This window comes from Nocardiopsis moroccensis (assembly GCF_055763695.1).
The window spans coordinates 4,760,752-4,773,701 of the sequence record NZ_CP199747.1 but is presented as its reverse complement, the minus strand read 5'-3'; the positions used below and the strand labels follow the sequence as shown (position 1 = coordinate 4,773,701).

The 12,950-nt window shown below is 68.9% G+C and carries 13 protein-coding genes and 1 tRNA gene; 4 read left to right on the top strand and 10 right to left on the bottom strand.

The window, feature by feature from the left end:
* Nucleotides 1-38: 38 nt before the first annotated feature.
* Nucleotides 39-233: a hypothetical protein gene (locus ACUKCB_RS21095; protein WP_473037327.1), complete on the bottom strand. Its 195-nt coding sequence runs from the start codon at nucleotides 231-233 to the stop codon at nucleotides 39-41.
* Between ACUKCB_RS21095 and ACUKCB_RS21090 the strand changes: the two genes are divergently transcribed.
* Nucleotides 220-882, top strand: coding sequence for a rhomboid family intramembrane serine protease (locus ACUKCB_RS21090; protein ID WP_473037326.1), 663 nt, complete (start codon nucleotides 220-222; stop codon nucleotides 880-882). The genes ACUKCB_RS21095 and ACUKCB_RS21090 overlap by 14 nt on opposite strands.
* 265 nt (nucleotides 883-1,147) lie before the next feature.
* Here ACUKCB_RS21090 and ACUKCB_RS21085 read toward each other — a convergent pair whose 3' ends face one another.
* The 8 genes from ACUKCB_RS21085 to ACUKCB_RS21050 all read right to left on the bottom strand — a co-directional run bounded on the left by ACUKCB_RS21085 (nucleotide 1,148) and on the right by ACUKCB_RS21050 (nucleotide 10,757).
* A complete protein-coding gene (locus ACUKCB_RS21085) occupies nucleotides 1,148-1,402 on the bottom strand; it encodes a cell division protein CrgA (RefSeq protein ID WP_473037325.1) in 255 nt (84 codons plus the stop codon).
* A 188-nt stretch (nucleotides 1,403-1,590) separates the two neighbouring features.
* A complete protein-coding gene (gene pknB / locus ACUKCB_RS21080; RefSeq protein WP_473037324.1) occupies nucleotides 1,591-3,396 on the bottom strand; it encodes a Stk1 family PASTA domain-containing Ser/Thr kinase in 1,806 nt (601 codons plus the stop codon).
* Between the two features lie 80 nt (nucleotides 3,397-3,476).
* The gene (locus ACUKCB_RS21075; protein ID WP_473037323.1) at nucleotides 3,477-4,979 is read right to left on the bottom strand and encodes a serine/threonine-protein kinase; all 1,503 of its coding nucleotides are present in this window, start codon (nucleotides 4,977-4,979) and stop codon (nucleotides 3,477-3,479) included.
* Nucleotides 4,979-6,433, bottom strand: coding sequence for a peptidoglycan D,D-transpeptidase FtsI family protein (locus ACUKCB_RS21070; protein WP_473037322.1), 1,455 nt, complete (start codon nucleotides 6,431-6,433; stop codon nucleotides 4,979-4,981). Before ACUKCB_RS21070 ends, ACUKCB_RS21075 begins: the two co-directional genes overlap by 1 nt.
* Nucleotides 6,430-7,836, bottom strand: a complete 1,407-nt coding sequence (locus ACUKCB_RS21065) for an FtsW/RodA/SpoVE family cell cycle protein (protein WP_473037321.1) — start codon at nucleotides 7,834-7,836, stop codon at nucleotides 6,430-6,432. The genes ACUKCB_RS21070 and ACUKCB_RS21065 overlap by 4 nt, the downstream gene beginning before the upstream one ends.
* Before the next feature lie 4 nt (nucleotides 7,837-7,840).
* Nucleotides 7,841-9,202: a Stp1/IreP family PP2C-type Ser/Thr phosphatase gene (locus tag ACUKCB_RS21060; RefSeq protein ID WP_473037320.1), complete on the bottom strand. Its 1,362-nt coding sequence runs from the start codon at nucleotides 9,200-9,202 to the stop codon at nucleotides 7,841-7,843.
* Complete coding sequence (locus ACUKCB_RS21055) at nucleotides 9,199-9,699, bottom strand: FHA domain-containing protein FhaB/FipA (RefSeq protein WP_473037319.1); 501 nt, start codon at nucleotides 9,697-9,699, stop codon at nucleotides 9,199-9,201. The genes ACUKCB_RS21060 and ACUKCB_RS21055 overlap by 4 nt, the downstream gene beginning before the upstream one ends.
* A gap of 293 nt (nucleotides 9,700-9,992) precedes the next feature.
* Nucleotides 9,993-10,757, bottom strand: coding sequence for an FhaA domain-containing protein (locus tag ACUKCB_RS21050; protein WP_473037317.1), 765 nt, complete (start codon nucleotides 10,755-10,757; stop codon nucleotides 9,993-9,995).
* Nucleotides 10,758-10,986: 229 nt separating this feature from the next.
* Here ACUKCB_RS21050 and ACUKCB_RS21045 point away from each other — a divergent pair.
* Nucleotides 10,987-11,069, top strand: a tRNA-Leu gene (locus tag ACUKCB_RS21045).
* Nucleotides 11,070-11,333: 264 nt separating this feature from the next.
* Nucleotides 11,334-11,945, top strand: coding sequence for a TenA family protein (locus tag ACUKCB_RS21040; RefSeq protein WP_473037316.1), 612 nt, complete (start codon nucleotides 11,334-11,336; stop codon nucleotides 11,943-11,945).
* Between the two features lie 61 nt (nucleotides 11,946-12,006).
* Here ACUKCB_RS21040 and ACUKCB_RS21035 read toward each other — a convergent pair whose 3' ends face one another.
* Nucleotides 12,007-12,528 (bottom strand): SSI family serine proteinase inhibitor, encoded by a 522-nt coding sequence (locus tag ACUKCB_RS21035; RefSeq protein ID WP_473037315.1) that lies wholly within the window; start codon nucleotides 12,526-12,528, stop codon nucleotides 12,007-12,009.
* 82 nt (nucleotides 12,529-12,610) lie between these two features.
* On the opposite strand from ACUKCB_RS21035, the gene ACUKCB_RS21030 reads away from it, so the two are divergent.
* Nucleotides 12,611-12,943: a rhodanese-like domain-containing protein gene (locus ACUKCB_RS21030; protein ID WP_473037314.1), complete on the top strand. Its 333-nt coding sequence runs from the start codon at nucleotides 12,611-12,613 to the stop codon at nucleotides 12,941-12,943.
* Nucleotides 12,944-12,950: the final 7 nt, after the last annotated feature.

Genomic DNA, 12,950 nt, shown 5'->3' with positions numbered 1-12,950 from the left:
TCCGGCCCCGGATCCGAGCCGGGAGCGCCGCGTACCTGTTACCGGCACACCGGACGCGAGACCGGGGTCAGCTGCACCCGGTGCGCACGCCCGATCTGCCCCGACTGCATGGTCGAGGCTTCGGTCGGGTTCCAGTGCCCCGAGTGCGTGGCGGAGGGGAACCGCAAGGTGCGGTCCGCACGGACCACCTTCGGGGGCAGGGTCGTCCGGAAGCCGTACGTGACCTGGACCATCCTGGGCATGATGGCGGTGGGTTTCCTACTCCAGCTGGGCACATCGGACCCCGTCGGCCAGGCCGGCCGCTCGTCCCTGGTGGCCGTGTTCGGCATGCACGGGTTCGCCGCCCTCGTGCAGAACGAGTGGTACCGGCTGATCACCGCGGCCTTCCTGCACGGCGGGGTCCTCCACCTGCTGTTCAACGGGTACGCGATGTACCTCCTGGGACAGCAGTTGGAACGCTGGCTCGGACACGGCCGTTTCCTGGCGCTGTGGGTCGTGGGGGCCCTGTCCGGCTCGGTCATGAGCCTGCTCTTCGCCCCGGCCCAGCTCTCGGTGGGGGCCTCCGGGGCGATCTTCGCCCTCTTCGGGGCGGTGTTCGTGATCGGTCAGCGCCTCCGGCTGGACATGCGGATGATCCTGGTCCTGTTGGTGCTCAACCTGGGCATCACCTTCCTGGTCCCCGGGATCTCCTGGACCGCCCACATCGGCGGTCTGGTCGCGGGGCTGGCCGTCGGCGCGGTGTTCGCCTACCTGCCGACCGGCTCGGAGCAGGCGGCCAGGCGCACTCTCGTGCACACGCTCATGGTGGCCCTGTTCGTCGGACTGCTGGTGGTCCTGGTGTTCCTGGCCCCGACGCTGTGGTCTCTGGCCACGCCCGCCTGAGGGAGCCAGCCCGCCGGCGCCCGGCCCCTGAACGGCTCGCAGAAGCATGCGGAAGGCCCCCGGAGAGTCTCCGGGGGCCTTCCGCATGTCCGGACCGCAGACCCGGGAACCGTTTCGGATACGCGAACAGAGCTACCCACAGCCTGTGGATAACCCTGTGGAAAACCTGATCAAGGCTGGTCGAACGCTCATGAGGGGACGTTGACGCCGTTGTCGGACCCCGCGTGCGACAGGGGGCGTCGCGCCCGGGGGAGGGAGAAACCGGTCAGTGCCAGCGCGTGGACAGGACGACGGCCACGATGATCCCACTGAAGCCGATCAGCAGGTTCCAGTTGTGCCAGTCCTGCATGTAGGGCACGTAGGAACCCGCGATGTAGTAGACCGCGATCCAGAGAATGCCCACGATGAAGAAGCCCAGCATCGTCGGCACCAGCCAACGCGGACTGACCTTCGGCTTCTCTTTGGAAGGAGGCGGGGTGTAGACAGCCTTCTTCTTGCGATCGCTGCGGGACTTGGGCACGGTCGCTGCTCCATGAGGTGGGGCGGTTCGGAATGAAACCACAGTCTACGCCCAGGGTGGGGTCTTCGTCACCGGAGGGAGGTTCCAAAAGCCCAACGGCTTCGGGGACGCCTGCCCTCCAACGAAAAGCCCGGAGGCGGGGGCGCTCCGCCGAGCACCCCCGCCTCCGTCGCTTTCCGCTGGTCGGATCAGGGCCTGGAGAAGATGAAGTCGTCGCCTCCCGGCGGCAGCGGGATCTCCGGCTGCTCCGGGTCGGTCGGCTCCTCCGGCTCCTCCGGGTCGGTCGGCTCCTCGGGCTCCTCGGGCTCCTCGACCGGAGCCACCGCGATCGTCACGGTCACCGTGGTGTCGGGGTTGACGTTCTGCCCGGCGGCCGGGGACTGGCCGATCACGGTGCCCTCGGCGGCGTCAGCGGTCTCCTGCTCCTGGAACTGGGCGGTCAGCCCCGCCTGGTCCAGCGCGGACTGGGCCTGTTCACGCGTCATTCCCTGCAGGTCCGGGACCCCCACCTGGTCGGGGCCGGAGGAGATGATCAGCGTGATCTCCTCGGAGGGGTCGACCTCGTTGCCCGCGGAGGGGTCCGTGCCGACGGCGCTGTTCTCCGCGATGCTGTCGTTCGCCCTGCGTTCGGTGGTGACGTTCTCGAACCCGGCGTTGGTCAGCGTGGACATCGCCTCGGACTCGTTCTGCCCCTCCACCGCGGGGATCTCCATCGCCCCGGGGCCGGAGGAGACGTAGATGACGATCTGGTCGGTGGCCTCGATCTCGGAGCCGGCCTCGGGGTCGGTCTCGATGACCGTCCCCTCCTCCACGTCCTCGCTGGCCCGTTCCTCGTTGCGGTAGTTCTCGAAGCCGTCCTCGATGAGCACGGCCTCCGCCTCCGCGAGCGAACTGCCCGCGAGGTCGGGGATCGCCATCGTCTCCGGTTCGGCTTCGCCGAACCCGCCGTTGATGATGAAGAAGACCAGGGCGATGGAGCCGATCACGCCGAGCGCCAGGAGCACCCACAGGGCGGTCTTGCCCCCGCCGCCCCTCCGGTCGTCCCGGTAGTCGTCGTCGTAATCGTCGTAGTCGTCGTACCGGCCCTCGTCCGCGGGCGGCAGCGTGGTGGTCGCGCCCGCAGCGGCCATCGCCATGGTGCCCGCCTGGGTGGGCATCCCGGCCAGGCCACGCTGGATGTCGGCGCGCATCTCCGCGGCGTTCTGGTACCGCTCCTCGCGGTCCTTGGTCATCGCCCGGAGGGTGACGTCCTCCAGCCAGTCCGGGACCTGCGGGTCCACCTCGGACGGCGGGACCGGGTCCTCCCGGACGTGCTGGTAGGCGATCGACACGGGGGAGTCGCCGGTGAACGGCGGGCGCCCGGTGAGCAGCTCGTAGAGCACACAGCCGGTGGAGTAGATGTCGCTGCGCGGATCCACGCGCTCACCGCGCGCCTGTTCCGGGGAGAGGTACTGCGCGGTACCGATGACCTGGGAGGTCTGGGTCATCGTCGCCTGGTTGTCGTCCATCGACCGGGCGATACCGAAGTCCATCACCTTGACGTCGGCGCCCCGGGTCAGCATGACGTTCGCGGGCTTGATGTCCCGGTGCACGATCCCGTTGTCATGGCTGTACTCGAGAGCCTTCAGGATGCCGTCCACCAGCTCCGCCGAACGCTCCGGCAGCAGCTTGCGGTCGTCGTCGAGGAGCTCCTTGAGCGTGCGACCGTCCACGTACTCCATGACGATGTACGGCAGGGACACCCCCTCGACCATGTCCTCGCCGGTGTCGTAGACCGCGATGATCGCCGGGTGGTTGAGGGAGGCCGCCGACTGCGCCTCCCTGCGGAAACGCGCCTGGAAGATATGGTCGCGTGCCAGGTCGTGTCGGAGCGTCTTGATCGCGACGAGACGGTCGAGCCGCAGGTCGCGTGCGCGGTGTACCTCGGCCATGCCGCCGCGCCCGACCACTGTGTCGAGTTCGTAGCGTCCGCCGAGGAGCCGGGGCTGGGACATGTCGTGCACTAATCCTCGTGTCTTCCGGAAGCCGCCCTCGGGCCGCTGCCTACCCTGATCGTCTCTCGCTCATTGCCTGTTCAGGTGCTGCCCTGCTGAGAGCCGCCTCCTGCGCCTGTGCCTTCGCCCCCGCCCCCGTCTTCGTCGCCGCCTCCGCCTTCGTCCTCCGGAGGGACGGTACCGGGGTCCTCCGTGCCGGAGTCACCGTCATCGGGGACCTCGGTGCCCTCGTCCTCCGGGGAGGTGGGTTCTTCCTCCTCGCCCTCGCTGGGAGCGGGGCTCTCGGTCTCCTCCCACTCCTCGGGCTGGGGGACCCACTCAGGGGTCTCCTCGACCTGAACCGGAGCTTCGGGAGCCTCTTCCTCCTCCGGTTCCCCACTGGGTGTGGGGGAGGGGGTGACGTCCGAGGCCGGGGGCTTGGTGGAGTTGTTGACGTTCTCGGCGTCGTTGTCACCGGCGGAGAGGAAACCGGCCACGGCCGCGGCCGCGATCAGGACGGTCGCCGCCACGGCCGCCAGCACCATGGGCATCCGCGTCCGGCGACCGGGCCCAGGATCCTCAGCCAGCGTAGCCGAGCCCTCCTCCTGGACCGGAGGGACGGGGTTCTGGCCGGAGGTGCGCCGGACCGGACCGGACGGCCCGGTCCGCGGACCGTCGTCCGGGACGGCGCCGACCACCATCGTCTGAGCCATGCCGTTGAACCCGGTGGACGGGGTCGGCGGCCCGGTGCCCGCGTTGGAGCGGATGACCGCCGCCAGGTGGGCCACCTCGCCGGCCGAGGAGGGACGGTCCCCCGGGTTCTTCTGCAGCAGGGAGAAGACCAGGTTGTCGATCTCCGCGGGCACGTGCGGGGGGAGCTCCGGCGGGTCGTCGCGGGTGTGCGCCAGGGCCAGGGCCACGGGACTGTCCCCGGTGAAGGGGGGTTGTCCCGACAGACACTCGTAGGCCACCACACCGAGCGCGTACAGGTCGGAGGCCGCGCTCGCGGGCCGCCCCGACGCCTGCTCCGGCGAGATGTACTGGGCGGTCCCCATGACCATGCCGGTCTGTGTGAGGGTCACCGAGGTGTCCCCGCGCGCGATACCGAAGTCGGTCAGTTTGAGCTGGCCGTCCTCCGCCACCAGCAGGTTGCCGGGCTTGATGTCGCGGTGGACCACACCGCGGGCGTGCGCCGCGGCGAGGGCCTTGGCGGCCTGGCACACGAAGTCGAGGGTCTGGTCGGCGCTGAGGCGGCCCTGCTCGCGCAACACCTGGGAGAGGGGTTCGCTGACCACCAGTTCCATGATCAGGAACGCGCGGCCCTCCTCCTCCCCGTAGTCGTAGACCTGGGCGATACCGGGGTGGGACAGCCCCGCGGTGATCCTGCCCTCCGTCCGGAAGCGCTCTCGGGCCGTCGGTTCGGCCATCTGGGCCGGGTGGAGCAGCTTCACGGCCACGGATCTGTTGAGCAGTGTGTCGGTCGCCCGCCACACGGTGCCCATCCCTCCGGAGCCGATCTGCTCCTCCAGTCGGTAACGGTCACTCAGAACGGCCCCGGCCAGTTCACCGGGGCCGTTCCGTGAAGACGGCTCGTAGGCGCTCACTACAGAACCACTGCCTCCATCATCTGGCGAGCGATCGGCGCGGCCAGCGAACCTCCGCTGCCGCCACCGTGCTCGATGACCACCGCGACCGCGATCTGCGGATCGTCGGCGGGTGCGAAACCGATGAACCAGTTGTGGGTTCCGAGGTCGTTGCCGGTCTCGGCGGTACCCGTCTTGCCCGCCACGTCCATGCCCGGGATGGCGGCGTTGGGGCCGGACCCGTCCGGGCCCGTCACCCGGACCATCATGTCCTTGAGCGTGGACGCGGTGCTGGGGCTCACGGCCTGGCTGTACACGTCGGGGGTGGTCTGGGTGACGACGGAGCGGTCGGCGTCGCGGACCGAGTCGACCAGGTACGGGTGCATGACGTCGCCGGAGTTGGCGACACCGGCCGCCACCATGGCCATCTGCAGCGGTGTGGCCTCCACGTTGGACTGGCCGATGCCCGCACGGCCCAGGATGTTGCGGTCCTCCTCGGCCGGGGCCCGGCTCGGGATCACGTTCAGGGGGACGTTGAGTTCGTCCTCCTCCCGGTTGAACCCGAAGGCCGTGGCCTGCTCGGACAGGTTCTCGCCGCCCACCTCGATCGCCCAGTTGGCGAAGGAGGTGTTGCAGGAGATCTGGATCGAGTGGGCCAGGGTGTCCGGCTGCCCGTTGTTGCAGGTGCCGCCCGGGGTGGCGTTGGGCAGGGTGCGGCCCAGCTCCAGCACGTCCGGGGCCTCCATCGTGCTGTCCGGACCCGCGTCCAGGTACTCGATGGCGGCGGCCGCGGTCACGACCTTGAACGTCGAACCCGGGGGGTAGCGCTCTCGGAGGGCCCGGTTGAGCAGGGGCTGGTCCTCGTCGTTCTCCAGGGCCACGTAGTTCTCGGTGGCCTCGGTGGTGTCGGTGACACTCGAGACGTCGTTGGCGTCGTAGGAGGGGTAGGAGACCGAACCGAGGATGGCACCGGTGTCGGGCTCGATGGCGACGGCGGCACCGTTCATGCCCAGGTCCCGGAAGCCGTTGAACCCGGCCTCCTGCACCGCGGGGTCGATGGTCAGCTCGACCCGCGCCCCCTCGGGCTCCCGGCCGGTGATGATGTCGCGGAAGTTGCGCACCGCGAGCCTGTCGTCGCTGCCGTCCAACAGGGCGTTCTCGGTCGACTCGATGCCCGAGGCGCCGAACTGGCGGAAGGAGCCCACCACCGGGGTGTACAGGGCCCCTCCGGTGTACTCCCGCTGGTAGCGCGCCGGGTCGTCCTCCTCGGAGATGTCCGTGGAGAAGGCGACGTTCTCGTCGCCGACGACGATCGGGCCGCGCTGCTCGGTGAGCCGCTCGGTGTACTGGCGCCCGTTCAGCGGGTCCTCGCGGATCGCCTCCGCCTGGAAGCCCTGGATCCAGGTGAGCTGGAGCATCAGGGCGCCGAACAGGATCATGGCGAAGACGCTGAGGCGTCGGATGGGTGTGTTCATCGTTGGATCACCTGGGTGGCCCCCTCGTCCTGGATCGCCTGCGGGGCCGGGCTTCGCGCGTTGTCGCTCATCCGGAGGAGCAGGCCGATCATGAGCCAGCTGGCCATCAGGGCCGATCCGCCCGCGGCGAGGAAGGGTGTGGTCATACCGGTCAGCGGGATGGTCCGGGTCAGCCCGCCGAGCACCACGAACACCTGGAAGCACATGACGAAGGCCAGCCCGCTGGCCAGCATCTTGACGAACAGCTCACGTGAGGCCAGTGCGATACGCATGCCCCGCTCCACCAGGAGGAAGATGACGACCAGGATGGCCATGAGACCGGTCAGGCCCAGGTCCTCACCCAGTGAGGCGAGGATGAAGTCGCTGTCCGCGGCGAAGATGTGGTGCGCCTGTCCGCCGCCCATCCCGGTGCCGGTGGTACCGCCGTAGGCCATACCGATCTGGCCCTTGACCAGCTGTTCACTGCCGCCCAGCCGGTAGTAGACCTCCTGGTCGTAGGCGTTGAACCAGATGTCGACGCGCTGACGGAAGTGCCAGAAGAGCCGGAAGGCGAGCGTCGCCGCCGCCAGGAACAGGCTCACCCCGATGATCACCCAGGAGGAGCGCTGCGTGGCGACGTACAGCATCGCGAGGAAGGTGCCGAAGAGCAGCAGCGAGGTCCCGAGGTCCTTGGTGATGACCAGCAGGCCGATCGCGGCGACCCAGCCCACGACCATCGGCATGAAGTCGCGGGCGCGCGGCAGGTCCATGATCTTGAACCGGCCGATCTTCACCTGCTTGGCCGCCAGTGACAGCACCTGCCGCTTGGTGACCAGATACGAGGAGAGGAAGACCACCAGGGCGATCTTCGCGAACTCCGAAGGCTGCACCGTGAAGCCGCCGAACCCGATCCACCGTCGGGCGCCGAATTCGGAGATGCCCAGGCCCGGGACCATCGGCAGCGCGATGAGGACCAGCGCCACCAGGGCGCTGATGTAGGTGTAGCGCTGCAGGACCCGCGGTTCCTTGAGGAAGAACAGCAGGGCGATGCACAGGACCATGCCGACCGCGGTCCAGATCAGCTGCATGCCGACACCGGCGTGCTCGATGTCGCCGGATTCGGCGGCGTCCAGGCGCCAGATCATCGCGACGCCGATGCCGTTCAGGAACAGCGCGCAGGGCAGGATCAGGGGGTCGGCATAGGGGGCGATGAAGCGCAGCGCGATGTGCGTGGCGAGCGCCATCGCACCGAAGATCAGGCCGTACCCCCACATGGCGCCGGGGACGGCACCGTTGAGGTTGAGCCCGGAGACCGCGATCGCGCTCATGGTGATGACGATGGTGAGCCCGATCAGGACGAGCTCGGCGTTGCGGCGTTGAACCGGGGGCAGCGCCGTGGGCGCCTCAGGGGTTGCGGTGCTCACGGGGTCACCCCGATTCCTCGGTCTCGGTCCCGTTGCCGGCGTCCTCGTCCGCGCTGGTACCGCTCGCGGCTTCCTCGAGGTCGGCGACGACCCGGACGGCGCCTTCCCGGTCGTCCGCCGTGATGGTGTTAGCGACCAGCTCCTGGTCGGCCTGCGGGAGGGACTCGATCCTCAGGTCGGTGCTCTCGATCTCATCGGAGAGGCTGAAGCCCGCGATGTCGGTGTCGATGCCCTGGTAGACGCTGACCGTCTCGCCGTCCGGGGAGGCCCCCACGTAGTACTGGCTCTCGATGTACTGGCGGCCGAAGTAGTAGCCGCTGCCCGCGACCAGGGCGACCACGACGAGGAAGACGAGGATGATCGGCCACCAGCTGCGCGTGCGGTACTCCGCCTCGGGTTCCCGGCCGCGCGGGGTCGGGGCGTCATGGGTGTCGTACGGCTGCTCCTCGTAGGGGCTCTCGTCCGTTTCCTGGCCCGGGACGTCCGCCCGGACGGGGTCCATCTCGGCGGTGTCACCGCCGCCGCGCAGTTCCTGGGCCCGCCTGGCCGGGCTGGTCTCGTTGGGGCCGGTGGACTCGTCGCGCTGGTCCGCGGCACCGACCGTCTGGGCGGCGAGCGTGGGGCCCTCGCGGTCGGTTTCCGTCTCGATGACGTCGGCGACGACCGCGGTGATGTTGTCCGGCCCGCCGCCGCGGATGGCCAGTTCGATCAGCTTTTTGGCGGCCGCGCGCGGGTCGTTCTGGGTGGCGAGCGTCTCGTGGATGGTCTTCTTGCTGACCACGCCGGACAGCCCGTCGGAGCAGAGCATGTAGCGGTCGCCCGGCTTCGCCCTGCTGATGGAGATGTCCGGGTCGACCGGGGTCTTGCCGTCCAGCGCACGCAGGATCAGGGACCGCTGCGGGTGGGTGGCGACCTCCTCCTCGGTGATCTTTCCCTCGTCGACGAGGGTCTGCACCAGGGTGTGGTCGTGGGTGATCTGCTCGAAACGCGGTCCACGCAGCAGGTAGGCGCGTGAGTCGCCGATGTGGATCAGCGCGACCTGGGAACCCGACCACAGCATGGCGGTCAGGGTGGTGCCCATGTTCTCCAGCTGGGGTTCCTGCCGGATGCGGATGGCAAGCGACTCGTTGGCACGCTCGACGGCGCGCTGGAGGACCTCGGCCATCTCCTCGGCCCTGGGGTCGTCCGGGGTGTCGAGCTGGCGGAGGGATCCGATGGCGATGGAGCTGGCCACCTCACCGCCCGCGTAACCGCCCATGCCGTCGGCTACCGCGAGGAGGTGTTGGCCGGCGTAGCCGGAGTCTTCGTTGCCTTCGCGGAGGCATCCTACGTCGGAGTACGCCGCGTATCGGAGAGCGATTGTCATTTGCGCAGTTCCAGGACGGTTTTGCCGATACGGATGGGCTGACCCACCGTGATGGGCTGGGGGCGGTTCAGCTTCTGCTGGCCGAGGTAGGTGCCGTTCGTGGAATTGAGGTCCTCGACGAACCAGCGGCCGTTTTCGGAGTAGACACGGGCGTGGCGGCCCGACGCGTAGTCATCGGTGATGACCAGGGTCGAGTCGGGGGCGCGTCCGATGAGGATGGGCTGTGCGGTCAGGTTGACCGTGGTGCCCGAGAGGGGGCCCTGGGTGACGGCCAGGACCGTGGGCTCGTTGCGGCGCGGGCGCTGCGGCCGGGCCTGCGCCGACGACGGCGCGCGGCGCTGGGCCGGGCGGGCCGAGGACGACCGGGGCTTCTTCTTGGCCTTCTTCTTCGACTGTCCGAAGAGGTCTGTGCGGATGACGCCGACCGCCATGAGGACGAACAGCCAAAGCACCGCGAGGTACGCGATCTTGATCAATATGAGGGTCAAGTTGGACATCGAACTGCTCTTCAGCCCCTGTCGTGCTTCGGCCGGGGTGGCGGTCATCGGCGCCGCCACCGTGTCTGCCCCACCTTCGGGTCGGTGAGTCTGGGTCGCTGGTCCTCGGCCCATCCGGCCGCGGACATTCTGCCCGATCGGTCAGGTCTTCGCGGAGACTACCCTCCCGGCCGGATATCCGACAGCAGGTCCGTATCCGGCCTGACCCGGACTTCCACCTTTCAGACGCCGTCCCGGGGCGGTTGGTTGCGGTCCGGTCCGGCCGGATCCTCCGGCTGCGCGGGGTGGGCCGGTCAGTCCCTGCGGAAGGTCATGGTGGTGCGGCCCAGGCTGACCCTGGTCCCGTCCACCAGCCGTGCCTGCCTGACCTGTTGTCCGTTGACGAAGGTCCCGTTCGTGGACCCCTTGTCCTCCAGGATGACCTCGTCGCCGTCGACCCGGATCTCGACGTGGTGACGCGAGACCCCGTTGTCGACCAGACGCAGGTCGCAGTCGGTGCCGCGGCCCAACAGGGTGACCGGGGTGGTCAGCTCGAAGGACTGCTGCATGCCCTGGCTGGCGATGTTGCCCTCGGCGGTCGCGCCGCCGGGCGAGATGAGCAGCCGGGGGCGGCCGGACTGGCGCGGACCAGCGCCCTGGCCCGGGTCACCGACCGGCTGGCGGACCTCGCCGTCCTTCACCATGGTTCCGCGGACGACACCGGAACGGATGCGGAAGCGACCGGTCTTGAGACCGTCGTCCGACCTGAACTGGACCCGCACCGGACCGACGAAGGAATAACCCTGTTCGGTCGCGTAGTCGCGAGCCAGCTTGGAGAGTTCCTGGCCGAGGCTGTCGGCGTAGACCTCCAGGCGCTCCTTGTCACTGGCCGAAAGCTCGACGATGAAGTCGTTCGGGACCAGTGTGCGTCCCTGGGCGACGATCGCTGCTCGCTCGTCCATTTCCCGCTGGACCGCGCTCGCGACCTCGACCGGCTGGAGCTCAGACTTGAAGGCCATCGCGAAGGTGCCTTCGATCATGCCCTCAAGCCTGCGCTCGAAGCGTTGGAGCACTCCCACGAGGTACCTCCCTTTGTACTCCACTCCGTATGTGTAGACGATCGTAACCGGGCCGGGGTGCCCCTGCTTTCAGGCGCACCCCCGGGAAGGCCCTCCCAGCGGCCGGATCCGGGTCCTCCGTAAACGGTGTGCAACCCACCTCCAGGCCGTGCTAGCCTTATTCATGTCGCCAGGGGGAACGGGCAAAAAGCCCGAAGCACCTGGCAACACAACTTAATGCATGTCACTCGGGCGGGTGGCGGAACGGTAGACGCGCACGGTTCAGGTCCGTGTGTCCGAAAGGATGTGAGGGTTCAAATCCCTCCTCGCCCACTCGACTCTGGACGGCCCCGGAAGCAAGTACTACTTGCGACCGGGGCCGTCTTCGTCGTGCCCCCTGGGCCCTCGAATCGGAAGGCTTTCGGGTGCCTTCCGCATGGTGTTCCGGTCCTCCGCAACGGCTTTCGGCCGTCGGCAACGATCTTCGATCGTTAGCTGGGACAGGGGAGGACCCGCCCGTCCGGGGCCGGAAACGGTCACCGGCGGTGCGGTACTCCCGGGCTCGGGCCGACAACGCCCGGATGGGACACTCCGGGCGTGGGAATCACCGAACACCTTCACCAGCTCGGGCGGCCACTGGTCGCCGAACAACTCGCACACCCGACCGTCGCCGGGATCGCCAGGGGCGACCTCGACGAACGCGCCTTCCGCTACTGGTTGGAACAGGACCACCTCTACCTGCTCGACTACGCCCGGGCCTTCTCCCGGTTGGCCTGGCAGGCACCGGACGGACACCTGGCGGACCTGGTCGGGATCGCGCACAGCACCCTCAACGAGGAACTGGAACTGCACCGCTCCCTGTCCGGGGAGTTCGGTGCCGACCTGACCACCAAGGACAAGGGGCCCGCCTGCGCGGCCTACACGTCCTGGATCCTGGACGCGGCGGCCGACTACCGGGACGGGCTCGCCGCGGTCTACCCCTGTATGTGGGGCTACAACACCCTGGGCCTCGAACTGGCCGAGGCCCGCCCCGACGACCCCCGCTACCAGCGGTGGATCGACACCTACGCCGACCCGGACTTCACCGAACTGACGGAGCGGTACGGCCGCATGCTCCAGGAGGCCGAACCCGACCCGGATCGGGCGGAGCGCTTCTTCCTGGAGGGGATGCGCCACGAGGTCGCCTTCTGGGACACCCCCTACACGTAGGGGCCGCCGCACACGACGGGGAGGGGCGGACCGGGCGGTCCGCCCCCCACGGGTGTCGGTATCAGGGGTTGATCACCGAGCCGACCTGGTCGAAGCGCTCGATCTCACATCCGTTGCGCTTGTTGAACTCGGTGTCGACCTCGGTACCGTTCACCTGGCCGGTGACGTGGACGACCTCGGGGCCGCCCATCTGCATCGTGCACATCATGTCGGAGGTGTCCATGGTGAACGGCTCGGTCCCGACCTCCTCGATCTCGGCGCAGGCCGTCTCGGGGTCGGGGTGGCTACCGCCGGCGGGGGAGCAGGTGAGGGTCCACTCGCCCTCCTCGAAGCCCTCCTCGGCGGTCAGGCCGTCCTCCTCGGACAGAGAGCGTTCGATCACGAGTTCCACCTCGGCGGACTCGTTCTCCTCGGAGGCGTCGGTTTCGGTGGCGTCGGTCTGGGGGGTCTCGGTGGCATCGGCCTCGGGTGCCGGTGCGTTCACCTCGACGGGCTCGTTGCCGCAGGCCGTGATAAGCAGGCCAAGAGCTGCGAGTGCGGCGAGGCGGGTCGGCAGGGCCGTGGCGAAGGTGTGCTCACGCATACCCCTTGGACGCGGGTCCCGAGCACGCCGTTCCGTCGGTTCCTAATTTTCTGGCACACACCTGACACAGGGGGTCACCATCATGTTCGGTGGACAGGTCGCTGAGGTCCTCGTGAACGAGGTTCCCGAGGACGTATACCTGCTCGACGTCCGGGAGGACGACGAGTGGCGGGCCGGCCACGCGCCCGGCGCCGTGCACATCCCGCTGGGGAAGCTCGGCGAACGCGCCGACGAGGTCCCCAGGGACCGGAGGGTCTACGTCATCTGCCGTTCGGGCGGCCGCTCCGGCCAGGCCACCATGGCGCTCAACCAGGCCGGCTGGGACGCGGTGAACGTCGCGGGCGGCATGCAGGCATGGGAGCACGCGGCGCGCGACATGACGGCGGACGGCGAGGGGGAGCCCCGGGTCCTGTGACCGTCGA

What these genes read in the sequence shown, in the direction of transcription:
- ACUKCB_RS21035 (WP_473037315.1), bottom strand. Translation starts at nt 12,528, where the DNA reads ATGCGTGAGCACACCTTCGCCACGGCCCTGCCGACCCGCCTCGCCGCA.
- ACUKCB_RS21055 (WP_473037319.1), bottom strand. Translation starts at nt 9,699, where the DNA reads ATGTCCAACTTGACCCTCATATTGATCAAGATCGCGTACCTCGCGGTG.
- ACUKCB_RS21060 (WP_473037320.1), bottom strand. Translation starts at nt 9,202, where the DNA reads ATGACAATCGCTCTCCGATACGCGGCGTACTCCGACGTAGGATGCCTC.
- ACUKCB_RS21095 (WP_473037327.1), bottom strand. Translation starts at nt 233, where the DNA reads ATGGTCCAGGTCACGTACGGCTTCCGGACGACCCTGCCCCCGAAGGTG.
- ACUKCB_RS21030 (WP_473037314.1), top strand. Translation starts at nt 12,611, where the DNA reads ATGTTCGGTGGACAGGTCGCTGAGGTCCTCGTGAACGAGGTTCCCGAG.
- ACUKCB_RS21070 (WP_473037322.1), bottom strand. Translation starts at nt 6,433, where the DNA reads ATGAACACACCCATCCGACGCCTCAGCGTCTTCGCCATGATCCTGTTC.
- pknB (WP_473037324.1), bottom strand. Translation starts at nt 3,396, where the DNA reads ATGTCCCAGCCCCGGCTCCTCGGCGGACGCTACGAACTCGACACAGTG.